The sequence below is a fragment of the uncultured Allobaculum sp. genome (assembly GCF_948576815.1).
GTDB classification, from domain to species: Bacteria; Bacillota_I; Bacilli_A; order Erysipelotrichales; family Erysipelotrichaceae; genus Allobaculum; species Allobaculum fili.
This window is the reverse complement of the sequence record NZ_CAPAEZ010000019.1, coordinates 1-18,881: the sequence shown is the minus strand read 5'-3', so window position 1 is coordinate 18,881 and position 18,881 is coordinate 1. Positions and strand designations below refer to the sequence as shown.

Below are 18,881 nucleotides of genomic sequence, written 5' to 3'. Positions count from 1 at the left end.
AAATCTCCTTTTTCCGCTTTATCTTCTTCTGCATATCTATTCGATCGGCTTATTCTTTCAGGCGCCTTCTTCTTTTTGGCCGGCGTATACGTTTTGGCCGAATGGTTTTAAAATTTCCGGTCTGGAAAAGCTGTGTCCAGTATGGCATATCGCAAAGGGGGTGTCTGCCTGCTCCAGAAAAAACGCCTCCGGACGCCAGAAGGCCCGGAGGCGAGAAAACGTTCATTTTCAAACAGACAGGAATGTCTGCATGAATTTACAGTTCTGGGAAAAGCGTGCAGGCAAAGACTATTTCAGCGTATTGAGCGCTTCCTTGTCTGGATTAAGACGCAGGGCCAGCAGACGGTTCTGCATCGCCAGGGCCTGCGCGTCGAGCGCGGATTGTGTTGTCGAGGAACTGCTCAGAACTTCATGTGCCTGCGCGAGCGCCTGATTGAACGCGTCTTTCTGCGCGCTGGTCAGACGGAATCTGGACAGGTTGAGACGATCGGCTTTGGCGCAGACCATCTCAAGCGGCTTTCGGTTCAGTCCATCGGCGGGAATGAGTCCGGCATACGCATCCTGTAAAGCTTTCAGTGCCCGATCGACTTCGATCTGCTGGTAGGAAGAACCGGAAAGAATCGTATTCGCCTGTTCGAGCGCACCCTTAAACGGCGCAAAGCTTTCCGCTGTAAAGTCGGCTTCGCGAACGGAAGAAATCGCTGAACCGTTTACGTACGTACGCAGAGCGCTCTTATCGGTCAGACCGTACGTTTCTTCAATGTCGCCGAGCTTGAACTTCGCGAACTTAATGTAGCAGCGGTCGGTACGGACGTTGCTTCCATGGTTTTTGGAATACTCTTCGTCGAAGTGACCGTAGCTGTCCATCATGAGGGTGCCGTCATCGAGAACGAGCAGACCCGCATAGCCGGTATCACCGGATTTTTCATTCGGCGCATAGTCGTAGGCGATGGTTACCATGTAATCGCCGTCGCCCTGTGTCATGAGGTCTTCGTAGCTTCCAACCCACATTACCCATTCGCCGGCTACCCAGTCGTTGGAGTTGTCGTGGATGCCGTTGCCGTCCTTGTCGTAGACAATGTCGCGGTACGTAATGACGAGGCGGTCGCTGATTGGATCGTAAACGACTTTATGGCGTTCGCCAGCCAGGTTTCCGGGCAGGTTCGTCGGCTTGCTCCAGGTTTCGCCTTCGTCATCGGAGTACGTCATCATGGCGTAGCCCTGGTGCGTCTGGTTGCGGGCGAGGGCGACGATGCGCTTGCCGTCCGGGGAGCGGAACAGGCCGAGTTCGCAAAGCTGATTGGCGGATTCGATGTTTCGATACGGAGTCAGAATCGGTTCGGGATCGCTCCACTGTTCGTTTCCGTCTTCATCGAACGTCAGAATCGATTTGTAGTTGGTGTAGCTGTAATCGTGGTAAATGCCCATCCACGCCTGGCGGTCGTTTCCGTTTTCATCCTTGAGCTGAATGAGGCTCGACATGCCGACAATCGTCCAGCGGTTGCTGCCGTCATCATTTTTCGGATGGAACAGCTGGTATTCAGTCCAGGTTTCACCGTTGTCGTCGGAATAGGAGGTGCGCCAGCCGCCGTTCTGGTTTCCAGACCAGTTCGGCATCGCGGTAATGAGCATGATGCGCTCAGTTCCGTCGGCCAGATTCAGAACGTACATCGTCGGCGTTTCCATGGACGTTGCCCAGCTTGTCGGAATGTCGTCTTTCTGAATCCACGTTTCGCCGTCATCGTCGGAGTATTTCATGATGAGCGGACCATGGCCATGTCCCTGCGGGAAGGCGGTGATCAGACGGCCGGTATTTGTACGGATCATATCCGGCTGGCCAAAGTACTGATTGGCATCGCCGTCGGCCGGTTTATGGACGTCGGTCACAAATTTTTCCGGAAGATCGTAGTACGGAACCGTCTTCATCAGCGTGATCTGCCGTTCTACGGTAATCGTGACGGTTTCCGTGTACGTGCCGGCTTTGACTTCAATCTGGGCTGTTCCTGCCTTGACTGGGGTAACCACGCCGGTACTGCTGACCGTGGCTACTTCCGGATTTTTCGAAGTATAGGTAATTTCGAGTTCTTCGTCGCTGTTGAGCGTAACGGGAATCTGCCAGGTCGGTGTACTGTCCTTGGAAATCTGGAGCGTCTTATTGCGGACGGTGATGTTCAGACCCGGTTTGAGCTGATCGATGCCGATTTCCGCTTTGGTCAGTTCGGCATCGTAAATGCGCAGTTCATCGACCGTGCCCGCGAAGTCGCTCTTACCGAGAATATCGGAAGGAATGACGGTGGTGTTGTTCGTGGTCCAGGTGTTTGTGGCGACTTCTTCGCCGTTGACGTACAGCTTCAGGCCGTTTGTCTTCGACTGGGTCCAGGCCACGTGATACCACTGGCCGGCTTCAAAGCCGTAGGCAAAGGTGAGCACATCGGCGCTGCTGGTACCGACACGGAAACCGGAGTTTCGATCGTCGGCCATCTTGAGCGCGGTCGCAAATTTTTCTTCGCTGTCCTGCGTGATCAGGGATTTGCCGGTGATCGTATCGGCTTTGACCCAGTACGTAATTGTCCAGGGATCGCTGTTTCCAATTTCCGATTTCGTAAAGCTTAAGCCGCTTCCTGCATTCATGTGCAGGCCTTTGCCGGAATAGCCATCCACATAGGACAGACCGCTTTCGACAATCGGGGTTCCGTTGCGGTTTCCCCACAGGTCATTGGCACTGTTTTCAAAGGAATAGGCGGAATAGCGTTTGGATTCCTCGATGCCGCCGCGCGAAACGCTCAGGGTGATCGTCGCGGTCTTGGTCGGATCCTTGACGGAAGCTGCGGTAATGGTCACTGTACCGGTACCTGCTGCGGTGACCAGACCGTCTGCATTTACGGAAGCCACGCTGCTTTCCGAAGAAGACCAGGTAACGCGATGATCGGTCAGCGTATCCGGGGCTACGACGGCTTCCAGCTGCAGCGACTGGCCGATTTGCAGTGCAGTCGACTGCGGCGGGGTAATGGTTACGGAAGTCACAGTATCCGTGGCGTTTGCTTTTTTGACGATGTACTGCGCCGTCAGGGTGTCGATGCCTTCCTTGAAGGCGTCCATTTCCGATCCCATCGTATTGACTTTGGCTTCGCCAAGATAGGAATGCGCAGTCCCGGCGACGGTCGTCAGGGAATCGTAGAGCGACTGGATCGCGCCTTCGAGATCCGGTACTTCCTCAGCCATCTGGCGCAGCTTGTTGGCGTCGCGTACGCCTTCGGCCATGCGGGCCAGACGCAGCGAACGTTTGGACGCCGGGTTTTTTGCCTCTTTTTCATCCGGATAAATAAGGAAGCAGTCTCCCGGTTCAAAGGCGTTGTGGGTCGTGTCGCGCAGCGGATCGGCAACCCAGGCATCGTATGCCCAGCGCATGAAGCCGTCCGTGTTTTCGGAGGCGTTGATGACGCTCCAGTACGATTCTACCGGCGCGGAAAGCGAGAAGTTGCCCGGACTGTGCTCGGTGCAGGAGTAAAGCGCAGTGCGCAGGCCTTTGGCGTCGCGCTGGGCAACGAGATCCGCAAATTCCTTCGAATGGGCAGCTGCGGCATTGTCGCCGACGTTCAGTTCGGTCAGACGAAGCGCCATGGCGAACTTGCTGGCGTTGGTAAAGCCGTCCATCGAACCTGTCGTTTTGAAGGTGACGGTGTACTGGCCGTCGGAAATTTGCGTGCTGTCGATCAGATCAAAGGCGCTGGTGTTGAAGCCGCGCTCATCGATGCCGATATAAGCGTCGTTAAACCAGCCTTTCTGAACGAGATGGGCGCCCATTTTCTCGAGAAAATCGCCCCAGACTTCGTTGTAGCGTGCACTGCCGGCGGTGAAGGCTTCCTTCACAAGCGTGCCGTTGTCCCAGTACGTAAAGCTTCCGTGCCACGGAGCGATGGAGTAAAGCACAATCTTGTCTCCGATTCCCATGGATTTGCAGAAGGAAACCCACTTGTCGAAGGCGGTGAAATCGTAGGTAAACGTTCCGTCCGCATTTTTCGTCCACTTGACCATCGACGGATAGTGGATGTCGTTAGCGGAATACGTCTGACCGGACCAGGCTTCTTCAGAAATCGTCGCGGTAATGACATGACCGCCGATTTCCTTGTAAATTTCCATGCTGGAACGCAGCAGTTCGAGATGCTCGTCACTGAATGGCGTAACGCCGTAATATTCCGCGGAAGAATACGGATACTGCCAGAGTTCGATGTCAAAGGAATTTTTGAAGTCAGTCGCATCCGGCAGAACGGCGTCGCGTACCGCGACGGTGTAGGTGAATTCAATCGGATGTTCCAGTCCGTCGGCGGTGGCGCTGAGTTTACCGGTATAGGTTCCGGCTGCTGTGTCTTCTGGAATCGCAATTTCTACCCAGACCGGCTGGACGCGCGAAGCGGCCAGCGTAATGGGGGCATTGCCATTCAGGATGTCCGAAGATTCCGAACGGTTGGTGCCGTTATCGGCTGGAACGGGACGGGTAGTGCTGCCGTAGCCGAGGAAGGAACCATTATAGGCTTTGGTCGACTGGATGAAATCGAGCTTTACGTTTTCTTTGGCAATTTTGGCCGAACCGGTTCCGCTTAAGTCGGAAGCGGTAATGGACAGATTGGTGAGCGGCGCATTTTTCGAAACCAGAACGAGCTGGCTGACGGCCTTGTCGTTTTTCCAGGCGCTCAGCGTTTTGGAGAGCGTACCCATCGCCTTGACGGAATCGTACGTACTCTGGGTGTACTGATGGTTCGTATCGACAATGGAACCGGACAGTTCCGCCTGAGCCTCGGTTACGGTAAATGAGATGACCAGCGGCTGGGCAGCCGGCAGAGCGTCGGACGTTACCGAGACGGTGGCGGTTCCGGCTTTTTTCGCCTGAACCAGACCGGTGCTCGATACGCTCACAATTTCGCTGTCGCTTGAGGTGTACGTCAGATTGCCTGTCGTGGCATAGTCCGGTACAGCCGCGATCGACAGCTGCTGTTCGGCTCCGGCGTACAGGTCGTAATGCGTTTCTTCACTTGAAATCGAAGTGAGCGTATACGGCGCATGTTTAATGACCACGTTGGCGCAGTCGATCAGCGTATTGGAGGCGGAAGCGTTTTTCTCGCCCGTTGCGACGGCTTTGAACACATGCGCTTCTTCGCTGAGGCCGCTGAAAGTCGCGATCCGAGTGGAATTGATATTGGAGGCGTTATACAGATCGTAGACGCCCTGGGATTCTCCATCGATGAAGTATTCCACTTTGCCCATCGGATGGTTCTTGCCGGCATAGACAGCAATCTCGCTGCCGACAAAATCAACCTGATACCAGAGAGCGGACAGATTGGCCGCATCCGGTGTCTTTGACCAGGTATGGGCATCGCTGCCCGCTTCCCAGTTTCCGGAAGAGAAGGTGAACTTATTGGTCGTTCCTGTCGTCTTCCTGAAGGAAATGGTTTCTTCCACGAGCGACGCATCCGCCGGCATAACCGTGTCGGCATCACTCTGTGCAAGAACAGGGAAAGAGGAAGCGGCTGCGGAGGCCGTCATGGTCACGCTGAGAAGGACTGCAAGCAGATTCGTTCTTCTTTTCATAGTTTTCCTTTCTGCAGTGTCTTTATCTGTGCCCGAAATCCATCCGGTTTTCCTTGTGAAATGCGTCCAGTGCAAAACGTCTGTCGGTTTGAGACAGGCATTCGAATTTTTTTCGTCAGCAGGGGCCCGGTCCTGCGCAAAGAAGATCGCAAAAGAAAGACGGATCGACTCTAGATAAAGAAAAAATCATCTCGCCATCCATGAATTCCGGTGATGAAAATTAATGGAAAACGAAATGAAATCGTTCTCTTTTATTGTAAGAAATGGAAAGGATTGAGCAATAATCTTTCCGGTATCCGTTCGGTTATCCAAACAGGAATGATAAAAAGTGACATCGAATCCGAAAGCCATGCGAGAAAACCGGAAATACGGCCATTTCACAAAAAGAAAAGTCTGCCTGCAGGCAGACTGGTCGAATTCATCCGTTTTGTACAGGAAAAATGTATTCCATCAGTTCAAAAGGCAATGTGCCTTCTTTTTCGAGAAGAACTTCACTCGTACCTTTGGAACGAAAACCGGCGCGCTCGTACAGCGCTCTGGCCGGCGCATTGCCAACGATCAGATTGAGACGCGCGGATGCAAAACCCTCTTTTTGAAGCAGATTTAAAATCTGGCCCAGAAAGTCATCACCCAGCTTCTGGCCGCTAAAATCCGGGTCTATGCAGAAAAGATGAATGCAGTTGAAACGCGAGTCGGTCCATTCAAAGGCGTCCATGCCTTCCAGATACGGGCTGATGCGCGCAGCGCCCACAATGCGTTCTTTTTCGCAGAAGACGACCATTTCTTCCTGAACGATTGCCTCATGAAGCACCGATTCATCCGGATAGATCCCCCAGTTCCAGAGCGGATAGTTGATTCGCGTATTCAGGCGGTCGCAGACGTTCTGGAAAAAGCGGCAGAGCGTTTCCAGATCCGCCAGGCCGGCTTTCCGTAAAATTCGTTTTGAACAAGTACTGATTTCTGCCATAGGCTCTCTCCTTTTTGATCCCGTTCAGTATAGGCGAATGCTCTGGTGTCGCCCAGAACCTTTTTCAGGCAGCCAGACGAATGGATGAAAAAGCATGAGGATCATCAAAAAAGAATCCAAGGGATGTCGGAAAGCGCATTGGTCGATTTCCTTGTGCAAACGGTTTCGATCTTTCGCAAAGCATCCAAAACCGCAAAATCGAGCCTCTGGACAATTAAATCGTTGACCTATCAACAAAAGATGTCTACAGTACGGGCATGTCACATACGGATAAGATTCTTCAGTTTTTTAATGCGGTAGGCGCTCTGGAAAAGCAGATGAACCGGATTCGCCTGCTGTACATGCAGCAGGAAGGGCTTCGCGGCTCCGATCTCAATGTGCTGATCGCCCTGTATTCCAGCGAAGAAGGCCTGAACCCGGAAGGGCTGATCCAGATCACCCGAACCGACAAGGCCCAGATTTCCCGCGCTCTGCGCGAACTCTGCGCCGGCGGCTGGATTGAAAAGGAAGATACCAGCCAGTATCGCGCCCGCTACCGGCTGAGCCCCAAAGGCAAGGAGCGCATGGAATATCTCGCCCGAGAATGCGAGCACATCTTTGAAGGCGCCCACGCCTGCATTCAGATGGAGCAGTGGGAAGCGTTTTATCAGTTTTCCAATCAGCTCAGTGCCCGGCTTGAGGAAATGATTCAGGAAAAGAAACAGGCGCTGAACGCGCATGCCGACACGGAGCCTTCCCGCCGTACCGAAAAGGGAAAAACGAAAAACGCGTAAGCCTTTCAGTACAGGAAGGCATATCCAACACAAAAAAGAAAAGGAACACAGACTATGATTTGGATTGTTACCGACAGTGCTCAGGAATTAAAGGAAGAGGAACAGGAAGGCCTTCGCGTCGTTTCGCTTCCCATTTGCGTCAACGAAAAGCTGCTCGATCACCCGATTGAAAACGAGGACTTTTTCGCCCTTCTCGAAGAAGAGTCGAATGTACTCAGCACCAGTCAGCCCTCGCCGAGCGCTTTTGAAGCGGTGTTTGAAGAACTGACATCCAGAGGAGATGAAGTGATCGCTCTGCTGCTTTCTTCCTCGCTTTCCGGAACGTACAATTCCGCCAGACTGGCTCTGCTTGATCACGAAGCGTGGCAGGAAAACGTCCATCTGATCGATTCCGGACAGGCCTGCCTTTCGCAAAGCGTTCTCGTTGCCCGCGCGCTTGAACTGCGAAATGCGGGGAAAAGCGCGAAAGAGATTATTGAGACAATCGAGAAAGAGAAAAAGCAGGTACGTCTGTTTGCGATGCTTCCCACGCTGAAATATCTCAAGAAAGGCGGACGGATTTCGCCAGCCAAAGCGGCTCTGGCCGATCTTGCGGGCGTACGGGCTCTGGTGACGATTGACGAAAACGGAGAAATCACAGCCTGTGCCAAAACGCGAGGTACGAAAAAGGGAATTCGCCGCGTGGCCGAACTCGCCGCAGACTGCGGCATCGATGAGAATCGCCCGGTGTTTGTGGGCTATACCGGTCTGGATGAACAGCCGATGCGCGACCTGCAGAACGCTCTGCGTGAAGTCGTCGGACAGGAGATTCTTGCGCAGATGGCCGCAATTTCTCAGATGCTGAGCGTGCATGTCGGTCCCGGTGCCTGCGGGGTTGCCTTCCTGCCCAGAGAAGACTAGCTGCCGTCTTTCAAAACGTTATTTCTATTCGGGTGGAAATTTTCGGAATACATTTCCCGGATTATACGGATTAAATTTTGCGGATTAAATTAAATTCGATGGATTAAATATGGATTGTTTTTTCCGCCGTTCATGGAGCACGTCCGACGTGCTCTTTTTCTTTTGTATGGAACGGTTTTACGCGTCGACACGATGAGGCGGCTTACAGTTTGGAACGATGCGTTTAACCTTCGTTTTAGCCTCATAAAAATATTGTAGAAAAAGAAGGGACCTGTCTCAGGCCAAACCCAGTCGGAGAGCGTCGAATCGGACAGGCGCCCGCAAAGAAGAAAAAGCCTTGAGGCATGAGCCAGTCTTCAGCGACGCCGCCCTCCAAAGTCGATAAAATCAAGAAAGAGGTAAAGACATCCGTTTGGCAAGCCGAAAAAATCTGGCAAAAAACGCCGCATCTTTACAGCAGCGGTTCCAGAACAGGCTGTCCGGGTGTCGAAAAATGAATATGAATGACAATCAGTATATCCTGGCGATCGACCAGGGCACGACATCGACGCGCGCCATCCTGTTTGATCACGAACAGCACATGAAGGCCATGGCGCAGAAAGAATGCAAAGTGGAATATCCCCAGAGCGGATGGGTCGAACAGGACGCCATGGAAGTCTGGTACGACACGCTGGGCGTTCTGGCGGACGTACTGAACAAAGCGTCCGCAGATCCTTCGCGGATTCGCGGAATCGGCATTTCCAATCAGCGCGAAACGACGATTCTCTGGGATAAGCGTACAGGCCTGCCCATCTGCAAGGCCATCGTCTGGCAGTCCCGGCAAAGCGCGGGGATCTGCGATATATGGAAAGACGAAGGACTGGAACCGTTTGTCCGCCGCAAGACCGGCCTGCGCATTGACCCGTATTTTTCCGCATCCAAAATCGTCTGGATGCTCGATCATGTTCCGGGCGCCCGCAAAAAAGCGGAAGCCGGTGAAATTCTGTTTGGCACGATGGATACATGGCTCGTCTGGAATCTGACGGGCGGAAAAGTCCATGTGACCGATGCGACCAACGCGTCGCGAACGATGCTCTGCAACATCGAAACCGTCGAATGGGATGACGAACTTCTCGAGCGCTTCAATATTCCAAAAGCCATTTTGCCCAAAATCGTTTCCACGTCGCAGGTGTACGGATCGACTTCGCCGCACGTTCTCTTTGGACAGGAAGTCGACATCTGCTCGATCGTCGGCGACCAGCAGGCCGCGCTGTTCGGTCAGCTGTGTCTGGAAAAAGGCATGGCAAAAAACACGTATGGAACCGGCGGCTTCCTGTTAATGAACACCGGATCGGAAATCGTCCGTTCCCGCCATGGCCTGCTTTCCACGATCGCCTGGAAAATCGGCGATCAGGTCACGTATGCGCTGGAAGGCTCGATTTTTGTTTCCGGATCCATTCTCAAGTGGATGCGCGACAAGCTTCACCTCTTTTACTCCGTCAGTCAGACGGAAGAAATGGCGGTGCGTGCCGGCAGTACCGGCGGCGTCTACATAGTTCCGGCTTTTGTCGGTCTGGGCGCGCCAAGCTGGGACGAACGGGCACGGGCGGTCATTGTCGGTCTCACCTTTTCGACGGGAACGGATGAACTCGTCCGGGCGGCGCTCGAAAGCATGGCATTCCAGGTCAAGGACGTTCTGGATGCGATGGAAGCCGATTCGGGCATTCCCATTCAGATTCTGAAAGTGGACGGCGGCGCTGCCGCCAACAATTTCCTGCTGCAGAAGCAGGCGGATCTTTGCCGCATGGAAGTCGACCGCTTTGAAATCAATGAGCTGACGGCGCTTGGCGCCGCCTATCTGGCTGGTCTGGCGTGCGGCTTCTGGAACTGGGACGATCTGAATATTGAAGTCGAACGTTCGTTTGTTCCGCAGGATAACCAGAAGGAAATGGAGCGCGAATACTTACGCTGGCTTGAGGCGCTGCACACCTGCCGGACGTTCTGATCGCTCCGATCGAGCGGCAGAAAAAGCGTCTGCGGCGCGCAGAGTCGACCTTCTTTTCTGGTCCGTGTACGGACTGGGACGCTAAAGAAACCGTACATAAAGCGAATGAAAGAGAGAATTCATCTTTTTCGTATGGTAAGATTAGAAACAGATTTTTTGAGGAGGAGAAGATTATGCCCAAAAAACGACCATCGCGCCGAAAACCCGCGAAACCGTCAAAAGCCATGCGGGTTCTGGCATGGCTTGCCTCGCTTTTTCTGGCTGGCGGATTTGTCTATCTGATGTTCGAGGCATTCAGCCTGGACGTGTTCAGCACGATTCAGCTGAGCGTTCTTGGCGCCTTCCTGCTTCTTCTGCTTGTCGTTATTGTCTGGGGACTGTTCCGCCGGCGGACAAAGACCTGGGCGAAATCGCTTCTGGTCATTCTGTCGGTAGCGCTTGGCAGCGTATCGGTTCTTGGCGGCTGGTATATCCAGCAGACCGCGGACTTCTTTTCCATCATTGGTACGCGCCATACGGCGAACCATTCCGGAAAAGACGGTGACGATTCCGATTCGCAGACCAACGCCATTCTCGATGATGCGGCTGGCCTGGGCGAAAAAATGGCCGTAACGGTGACGACGTACTCGACCAAAGGCTACGATTTAAAAGATCCGGCTTCCCTGAGCGGAAAGCGGATCGGTACCGTTCCGACGCTGGATGAAGAAGGAACGAAAGCGGCGCTGGCCCAGCTCGAAAGCAAGGGCATGAAAGACGCCGAAATTCTTGAATTCGCCGATCAGTATCAGCTGGTTGACGCGCTTTACGCAGACAATGTCGTAGCGGTCGTTTTGCCGGAACAGTTCCATTCCTCGCTGCTCGACGCGGCCAACGACTACAACCGCTATGGCGCGCTGACGACGCTGACCAATACGGTGGATCAGTATCTGTACTACGAAGACATTCCGGAAGATATGAAAAACGAAGCGGATCCGGTTGCGGATATTACGCAGGATCCGTTTGTGGTCATGATTTCCGGTTCCGATAACTATGGAACGCTCATGTCCAAGTCCCGTACGGACGTGAACATGCTTGCGGTGGTCAATCCGAAAACGCACGAAGTGCTTCTCGTCTCCCTGCCGCGCGATTCCTACATGCCGTTTTCCTGCCGGAAAAACGAAACGGCGTGCGGCTATGCGGCCGGTCAGTACGACAAGCTGACCCATTCGGGCATTTACGGAATCGGCACAACCGAATCTACCATTGAAGATTTCCTCAATATTGAAATCAACTACACCGTACAGGTGAACTTCTCCTCGCTGATCAATGTGGTCGACGCAGTCGGCGGCATTGATATCACAGTCGAACCGGGTCTGGAAGTCGAACGCTTTTACGCCAACGGTACCGAAGGCGTGCACGAAGGCGTCAACCATCTCGACGGCGAGCGGGCTCTGGCGTTTGCCCGTGAGCGCCATGCCTATCTCGACGGCGACAACCAGCGCATCCGCAACCAGCAGCAGGTCATGAAGGCGCTCATGCGCTCCGTCATGTCCCCGTCGATGCTGGTGAACTATCCGAAAGTGCTGACCGCGCTTTCTACCGCGTTTACGACGAACATGCCGTCCAGCCAGATCCGCGATCTGATTCGCCTGGAAGTCAGCTCGTTCCCGTCCTGGAACATCCAGAGCTACGCCCTGACCGGCGCAAGCGATACGCAGATGTCGGCAGCGCTTGGCGCAGCGGCTTCCGTCACGCTCGTTTACGAAGAAGACGTCAATACCGCGCATTCCCTGATTGAAGACGTTCTGGAAGGCCGTGTGCCTCAGATTCCGGCAGAGAGCGAAGATTCCGAAGATTCCAAGCATGTACTCAACCAGACCAACCAGACCGAGCCGCCCATCGACCCGATTCTTCCGCCAGATTACGGCAACGAAAACGGCGGGGTTTACGTCGATCCGTCCCAGACGCCTTCCTACACGTATCCCGTTCAGGAAGAGCCCATCGATCCGGGTACGACAGAAGTCCCGATTGAACCGGCTCCGGCGGATCCGGGTACAGGCGAAGGCGGCGAAGGTGCCTTCAACGAAATTCCGAGTGGCGATCAGTAAATCGCAGACTTATCCATTGAAAACTCCATTTTTCCGCCTGGATCCGCAAAAAGATCCGGGCGGTTTGTTTTATGGAGTTAAACTAGACAAATTCTTTTGGGTTTTACAGAGGGCGGGCGCTAAAACCCAGCAGAGAGGCGGATATTCGTATAATAGGAATCAGCCGGAAGGAACTGTGACTGTACCGGCATACAGCTTCCTTTCCTATTCGGCCAAATGTCCAGTACATGGACAGGAGGTAATAATCATGTCTATTCGTCATATTGATTCTGTTGATACCTACAAGGAAATCGTAGGAAACCATCCCGAAGTACTCGTGGACTTCTTCGCGACCTGGTGCGGCCCCTGCAAAATGCTGCATCCTGTTCTCGAAAGCGTCTCTGAAAAACTCGAAGGCAAAGTTGTTGTAGCCCAGTGCGACATCGACAAGCAGCAGGAAATCGCGGCTGCCTTCAAAGTACAGTCCGTTCCAACGCTCGTCTTCTTCAAGGACAGCAAACCGGTTCTGGCTACTGCCGGCTACATGGATGAAAACGCACTGATGAAATTCATCCAGGCTGCTGAAGAAAAGTAAGCCCGGTTCGCAAAACGCAATAATCGAAAGCCTCGCGCTTAAAGAGACCAATCGTATCGGTCGGACCGATTCGATTCTGTCTCCTTTAACCCATTCATACATACGAAAGATAAAGCTGCTCATGGACCTGCACGCAGGCCAGGAGCAGCTTTGTTTTTTGAAAAACGAAAACGTACAGGCCATACGATCCGTAGAATCCGTATTGTCCGCACTGTACGGCGGATCGGAAATCGAGAGGCCGCATGCAGATTCGCGGCCCGCATTGGCAGGAAAAAGCCGTAAACCGCCGGGACCAGCCCAGAAAAAAAGCCAGACGCTCCGGGCGACGGATGCATCTGACAATATTTTCCAGAGGGAAAAATTCTGGATCAGGTAATGGTGGCCAGAGCCTGATGGATCAGGTCGACATAAAACATGTTGCCGTATTCGTAGCGCCAGCCTCCGTTGGCCGCAATGGCGATGGGGTTGGGGTAGGAGACGACTTTTCCTTCGGAATGAATCCGGGAAAATTCTTCGGCCAGTGCGCGGGTATGGACGCCGCCGTTGGCGGCGACAAAATCAAGGTAGCCGCTGCCAAAGTTGTACGCCTGAAAAACGGCATCCTGGTCTACACCGAGCTCGGCGGCTTTTTCGAGAAGGGTATGGTAGTAATGGACGCCCTGTTCGATCGAATCAACGGTCGAAAGGGAATTGGGCGGAAGGCCAAGGGACTCGCTGGACTGAAAGACATCTTCGGCAGACCAGTTGGATTCCACCGTAACAATCGCCTTCAGTTCGCGCAGATGGTCGCTGATGCCTTCGGCAGCCGCCTGGTGCTCGACTAAGGCAACAAGTTCCTGCTGCGTCTGGGGAATATCGCTTTGACGGGTGAGGATGAAGATGGAGCATCCGATGGAAAGCAGCAGAAGCAGCGCAGGGAAAATCAGAGCGCGCTTGCGCAGTCCGTGCGGACGGCCTGGAGGGGGCGGCGGTGTCTTTTTTCGGGGTTTCTTTTGTGCGGTCATCGTCTCTCTCCTTTCTTCTGTTCAAAAACCATACGTGCTGGATCAGTATGAGCCAAAATTATAGAGGAAAATTCACAAAATGATATGAAAACTCACAAAATTGTCCATTAAAGGAAAGCCGCTCGAAAGACCGGCCGTCCTGAAATCTTTCGGTTCTTGTCCGGTTCGATTCTCGCCTGAATTGCCGGATTTCTGTTCGTTTTTCTGCTCGAATAACCCGGATTCATTCCGACGGGATCCAGAGAAAATGGATACGCTGCAAAAGGGAAGAAAGCAGGAAAACTGCCTTCTCTAAAAAATGCAATGGTATGATTAACCAATAAGCAACAAGCAAAGGAGAGTCCTGTATGCGACTTGTCTCGAAAAAAACTGCCGGCATTCTTGGCTGCGTATTTCTGTTCCTGGCGTGTGCCCTGTCCATGGTTTCTCTGTTCTGGGGAATTCTCTGGATGCTCATTGTCTCCGCGATCTGTCTGGGGATCGGTCTGTGGTTTCTGAAAAAATCCATGTCCTGAATTCAGGATCTATACGACAGAACCTGGAAATCGCCTGACTCTTTTTTGTGTGAAAACAAACTGTAATTTGCGAGGAAAAAGCCCATGAAAATCTTTAAAAAGTACAGAACGCTCTGGATGATGGGAGTCATTGTCGTCCTGGCGATTTTGTTCATTACAAACTTTTCCTATGTTGTTTCCGGCATCGATATCCTGCTTCGATCGATTACTTCTCTGCTTGGCGGGGCTGCTCTGGCCTTCGTGCTGAATCTGATCATGTGCCCGGTCGAAGACCGGCTGAAAAAATCCGATAAGCCGTTTGTGAAGAATCATGCCAGAGCGCTGGCCATTCTGACTTCGTTTCTGGTGATGTTTCTGATCATCATCCTGATTCTGTCGATCATTATTCCAAACCTGATCAGCGCGCTGCGCATGCTGACAAGCGAAGCACCGGAGTATTTCAACGAAGTGGAAACGCTCCTGCAAAAGCTTCTGCACAACTACCCTTCGCTTCTCGAAAAGCTGAAAGCCAACCCGATTGACTGGGATCAGACGTTTGAAGTGATTGTCCGCTTTCTGACCAACGGAAGCGGCGGCTCCAATGTGATGGACAGCACGATGAACCTGGTGTCCTCCTTTGTCAGCTTTTTTGTGAATACGTTTGTAGTTGTGATTTTCGCCTCCTATGTTCTGGCGGAAAAGGAACGCTTTGTCAAAGGCTATTACACCTTTGTCGATCTCTACGTGTCCAAGCCAAAACGGACGCATCTGACCCGCGACCTGCGCATTGTCAATGACTCGTTCAAATCGTTCATTCTGGGCGAAATTATTGAAGCGGCTATTCTTTCGACGATGTGCATAGTCGGCATGCTGATTTTGCAGCTGCCGTATGCGACGATGATCGGCATTCTTGTCGGCGTTATCAACATGATCCCGATGGTCGGCGCCTTTATCGGCGGCGGCATCGGCGCGTTCATTATCTTTACCATTTCGCCGACCAAGTGTCTGATCTTCCTGATTTTCCTCTGCATCATTCAGCAGATCGAATCCAACGTCTTCTTCCCGCGTGTTATCGGAAATAAAGTCGGTCTGCCCGGCATTTACGTCATGATGACGATCGTCGTCGGCGGTACGCTTTTTGGCGTACTGGGCATGATCCTCGGCGTGCCTCTGATGGCTTCCGTCTATAAGATTGCCAAAATCGATCTGGCCGAACTCAAAGCCAGACGCGAACAGGAGCAGGAGCGCGAAAAGGAATCAAACGAAAAGGGGCAGAAAAACGCCAGCAAGAACGTTGTTCAGAAAATGCGTTCCGAAATGATGGAACTGCGCAAGTCGGTGGATGAAAATCCTCAAGCGCAGGTGGAAGTCGAACAGATGATTCGCGATGATGAAGATCTGCGCCGCCGTCTGGACGCGCTGCTTTGTGCCTACGACATGACCGATGAAGACATTCGTCCTTCCAGTCCGGCCAATCTCGAATCGCCGACAAAAGAAGAACGAGAAGACCTTCAAAAAAATGCCGAAGCCGCTTCGAAAGCGCTGAGTCAGGTTTCGGATTCTTCAGAAAAGCCCGCCGCATCGATAAAGCCATCCGAGCCGTCCAATCCGGTCAAAGAGCCGAATCCAGCGAAGGACGCCGATCCTGCCAAAGACCCGGAACCCGCGCAAAACGCGGCGACGGTTAAAAACGATTCTTCGTCCAAATAAATCTGGACTGAAAAATCCGGAGGAAAACCGAATGGGAAATAGAAATCTGCCCCTGTAAAAAATCGGTACGTTTCCTGCATACGAAACACATATACGGATATCCGGAGCACATATACGGAGAAGAAAAACGGAAATCGCATGAATTCTCCGATCTGAAATTTCGATAGAGCCATTGAAAAACCGTCTTGAGCAAAAGCCGGCTTCTCGATCTTTACGAGACGCTACACTGATGCTGGAGGCGGTTTTTTATGGCATTGATTCAAATTGAAAGTGAAGCCGAATTTGAAGACGTTCTGTCCAGAGACGGCATGGTTTTGATGGATTTTTACGGATCCTGGTGCGGTCCGTGTCAGATGTTTCATCCGGTTCTGGAAGAAGCGGATCAGCAGTTTTCGGATTCACTGACCATCGCGCAGGTCGACAGCGACCGGTTTGGCGATCTGTGCGATCAGTATGGTGCCGATTCTCTGCCCACACTCATCTTCTTTTATGACAAGAAGCCGGTTTTGAAAGCCAGAGGCTACCGTGATCTCGCCAGCCTTAAAGAGCTGCTGAAGATTGCCCGTAAGAAAGCCGGTCTCGATGTGGTTGAATAGAGCGCATAGCTCTGCGTGCTGTTCTTTTCATATTCCGTATTCCGCGATGCGGATGGGAGAAATTGAAGAGCGCCCTGTCCGCTTTGACATGCACTTTTGAGGACGCTTCGTACAATGGACGATAAACCGTTCAAAAAAGACAGGACTTCAGCACACAACCGGCAATCTGACGGTTTCTTTTTTCGGGAATACGATTCATTGTTAAGGATAGATTCCAATACAATACTGTTATTCGCCCGCAGGCATGGCGAGAAAAATGCAAACGAAAAGGAGGCCCACATGGACCAATCAGTAGAACAATCCGTAGAACAGGCGGTAGCCAGCCAGAAGGAACTGTTCAAAAGCGGCACAACGCTGGACTTGCTGTTTCGAGGAAAGCAGCTGAAGCGGCTGTACGACGAAATCCTCCTTCAGCAGAAGAACATCGAACAGGCGCTCTATGCGGATTTGGGGAAATCCGCAGATGAAAGCTGGATGAGCGAAATAGGCCTGGTTCTCGAAGCTATCCGCTATCAGATTCGCCATCTCTGTTCCGCTTCCCGGGTTCATCTCCACACGGTACCGCTTCATCAGATGCCCGCACTCTATGAAACGGTGCGCATTCCATACGGCACGGTCCTGATCATGGCTCCGTGGAACTATCCGTTTTATCTGGCCATGGTACCTCTGGCGGAAGCCATTGCAGCCGGCAACACAGTCGTTCTGAAAACCGGCCATGCGGCTACGGAAACATCCAGAGTCATTGCCGAGATCGTTCAAAATATTTACGATCCGGATTATGTAACCGTCTTTACGCAGGGCTGCGAAGAAATCGAAGCGCTGCTGGAAGAAGATTTTGACTATATCTTCTTTACAGGCGGCAAGAAGCTCGGATCCATGGTCATGGAAGCTGCATCGAAGCATCTCACGCCGCTGACACTTGAACTGGGCGGCAAATCACCGGCTGTTGTCGATGAGAGCGCCAACCTGGCCCTGGCTGCGCGCCGCATCGTCTTCGGAAAATTCCTGAATGCCGGCCAGACGTGTGTGGCTCCCGATTACGTTCTCGTACACGATTCGGTTCTCGAACCGTTCATGGCTGCACTGATGCATGAAATCCGTCGGCAGTATCCAAGTCCGGAACGCATCGGCAAGATCATTTCACCGGCGCATTATGAACGCCTGATCGGCTACATTCATCCCGAACAGGTCGCCATCGGCGGCCGTGCGAGCGGAACGACCCTTCAGATTGAGCCGACCGTCCTTCTGGATGTCGACTGGGACGACCCCGTTATGCAGGAAGAGATTTTCGGACCGATTCTTCCCGTGCTGACGTTCACGAATTTCCGTCAGATGATGCAGGAACTCGCGGATAAGCCGACGCCTCTTGCTTTCTATCTGTTTACCCGCAACCGTCTGCAGAAGCAGTACATGAAGTACGTTCAGCCCTTTGGCGGCGGCTGCATCAACGACACCATCATTCAGCTGGCTTCCGACAGCGTGCCGTTTGGCGGCATGGGAGCGAGCGGCATGGGACAGTATCACGGCAAATGGGGCTATGAAACGTTCTCCCATATTAAGAGCGTCGCCGTAAAGCCGGATGTGAAAATTCTCGATCTGCCGCTGCGCTATAACGACCGCAAGCCCTGGATGGCTTCGCTGATTCGAAAAGTGCTTCGCTAGAGCCGGATTCATGCCTTGAAACGTCCTGGAAATGCCCTGAATTCAAGCGGGCAAATGACTCTAATACCGCCTTTTGTCTATTCATAATAAAAAAGAACAAGGGAGGTATTTCCGATGATTCAGCAAGTTACAAGTACTGAAGATTTCAGTGACATTATTAACAGCAATCAAAAAGTGCTGATGGAGTTTTACGCCAGCTGGTGCCCCCACTGCAAAGCTTTCTATCCAACGCTCGATGCCGCCAGCAAGCCCCTCAATGAGGAAGGCATCGCCGTTGCCCGGACCGAAATTGATACGTTTGAACAGATCGCTTCGGCTTATGGAATTGAATCCATCCCGACACTGACGTTCTTCGTCAACGGTGAACTCGTTGCCGAATCCGCCGGCAGCCGTGACGAGCAGGGAATTTTTGAATTCGTTCGCTCGGCTCTCGCTCAGCAGTAAACCTGCGCCGCAATCGACCAAAAATAAAAAACGGCCCGCAGCTGGGAGGCTGCTGAAAAAGTCCCGTTTTTTGAAGTATAAAATCCGTGAAATAAAATTA

The 18,881-nt window shown here is 52.6% G+C and carries 13 protein-coding genes; 10 read left to right on the top strand and 3 right to left on the bottom strand.

Features of this window, described 5'->3' with window-relative positions; all coding sequences use genetic code 11:
* Positions 1 to 288: 288 nt before the first annotated feature.
* Both Q2J39_RS03960 and Q2J39_RS03955 read right to left on the bottom strand, forming a co-directional pair.
* Positions 289 to 5,586 carry a glycoside hydrolase domain-containing protein gene (locus Q2J39_RS03960; RefSeq protein ID WP_288339250.1) on the bottom strand — a complete coding sequence of 1,766 codons (5,298 nt, stop codon included), beginning with the start codon at positions 5,584 to 5,586 and terminating at the stop codon, positions 289 to 291.
* A gap of 418 nt (positions 5,587 to 6,004) precedes the next feature.
* Positions 6,005 to 6,553, bottom strand: coding sequence for a GNAT family N-acetyltransferase (locus tag Q2J39_RS03955; RefSeq protein ID WP_288339251.1), 549 nt, complete (start codon positions 6,551 to 6,553; stop codon positions 6,005 to 6,007).
* 257 nt (positions 6,554 to 6,810) lie between these two features.
* Between Q2J39_RS03955 and Q2J39_RS03950 the strand changes: the two genes are divergently transcribed.
* From Q2J39_RS03950 to trxA, 5 genes are all read left to right on the top strand, one after another.
* A complete protein-coding gene (locus tag Q2J39_RS03950) occupies positions 6,811 to 7,326 on the top strand; it encodes a MarR family transcriptional regulator (protein ID WP_230268096.1) in 516 nt (171 codons plus the stop codon).
* Positions 7,327 to 7,380: 54 nt separating this feature from the next.
* A complete protein-coding gene (locus Q2J39_RS03945; RefSeq protein WP_288339252.1) occupies positions 7,381 to 8,226 on the top strand; it encodes a DegV family protein in 846 nt (281 codons plus the stop codon).
* Positions 8,227 to 8,725: 499 nt separating this feature from the next.
* Positions 8,726 to 10,210 (top strand): glycerol kinase GlpK, encoded by a 1,485-nt coding sequence (glpK, locus tag Q2J39_RS03940; protein ID WP_288339253.1) that lies wholly within the window; start codon positions 8,726 to 8,728, stop codon positions 10,208 to 10,210.
* A gap of 173 nt (positions 10,211 to 10,383) precedes the next feature.
* On the top strand, positions 10,384 to 12,297 hold the full coding sequence (locus Q2J39_RS03935) for an LCP family protein (RefSeq protein WP_288339254.1): 1,914 nt from the start codon (positions 10,384 to 10,386) through the stop codon (positions 12,295 to 12,297).
* Between the two features lie 247 nt (positions 12,298 to 12,544).
* The gene (gene trxA, locus Q2J39_RS03930) at positions 12,545 to 12,871 is read left to right on the top strand and encodes a thioredoxin (protein ID WP_288339255.1); all 327 of its coding nucleotides are present in this window, start codon (positions 12,545 to 12,547) and stop codon (positions 12,869 to 12,871) included.
* A gap of 368 nt (positions 12,872 to 13,239) precedes the next feature.
* Here the strand turns inward: trxA and Q2J39_RS03925 are convergent, their stop codons facing one another.
* The gene (locus Q2J39_RS03925; RefSeq protein WP_230268439.1) at positions 13,240 to 13,875 is read right to left on the bottom strand and encodes a lysozyme family protein; all 636 of its coding nucleotides are present in this window, start codon (positions 13,873 to 13,875) and stop codon (positions 13,240 to 13,242) included.
* A 347-nt stretch (positions 13,876 to 14,222) separates the two neighbouring features.
* On the opposite strand from Q2J39_RS03925, the gene Q2J39_RS03920 reads away from it, so the two are divergent.
* The 5 genes from Q2J39_RS03920 (at position 14,223) to Q2J39_RS03900 (ending at position 18,781) form a co-directional block, all read left to right on the top strand.
* Complete coding sequence (locus Q2J39_RS03920) at positions 14,223 to 14,390, top strand: hypothetical protein (protein WP_288339256.1); 168 nt, start codon at positions 14,223 to 14,225, stop codon at positions 14,388 to 14,390.
* Positions 14,391 to 14,474: 84 nt separating this feature from the next.
* Positions 14,475 to 16,079, top strand: coding sequence for an AI-2E family transporter (locus tag Q2J39_RS03915; RefSeq protein ID WP_230268437.1), 1,605 nt, complete (start codon positions 14,475 to 14,477; stop codon positions 16,077 to 16,079).
* Positions 16,080 to 16,327: 248 nt separating this feature from the next.
* Positions 16,328 to 16,675: a co-chaperone YbbN gene (locus tag Q2J39_RS03910; protein WP_288339257.1), complete on the top strand. Its 348-nt coding sequence runs from the start codon at positions 16,328 to 16,330 to the stop codon at positions 16,673 to 16,675.
* Between the two features lie 114 nt (positions 16,676 to 16,789).
* Positions 16,790 to 18,337 (top strand): aldehyde dehydrogenase family protein, encoded by a 1,548-nt coding sequence (locus tag Q2J39_RS03905; protein ID WP_288339258.1) that lies wholly within the window; start codon positions 16,790 to 16,792, stop codon positions 18,335 to 18,337.
* Between the two features lie 114 nt (positions 18,338 to 18,451).
* Positions 18,452 to 18,781, top strand: a complete 330-nt coding sequence (locus tag Q2J39_RS03900; protein ID WP_230268521.1) for a co-chaperone YbbN — start codon at positions 18,452 to 18,454, stop codon at positions 18,779 to 18,781.
* The last annotated feature ends 100 nt before the right edge of the window (positions 18,782 to 18,881 follow it).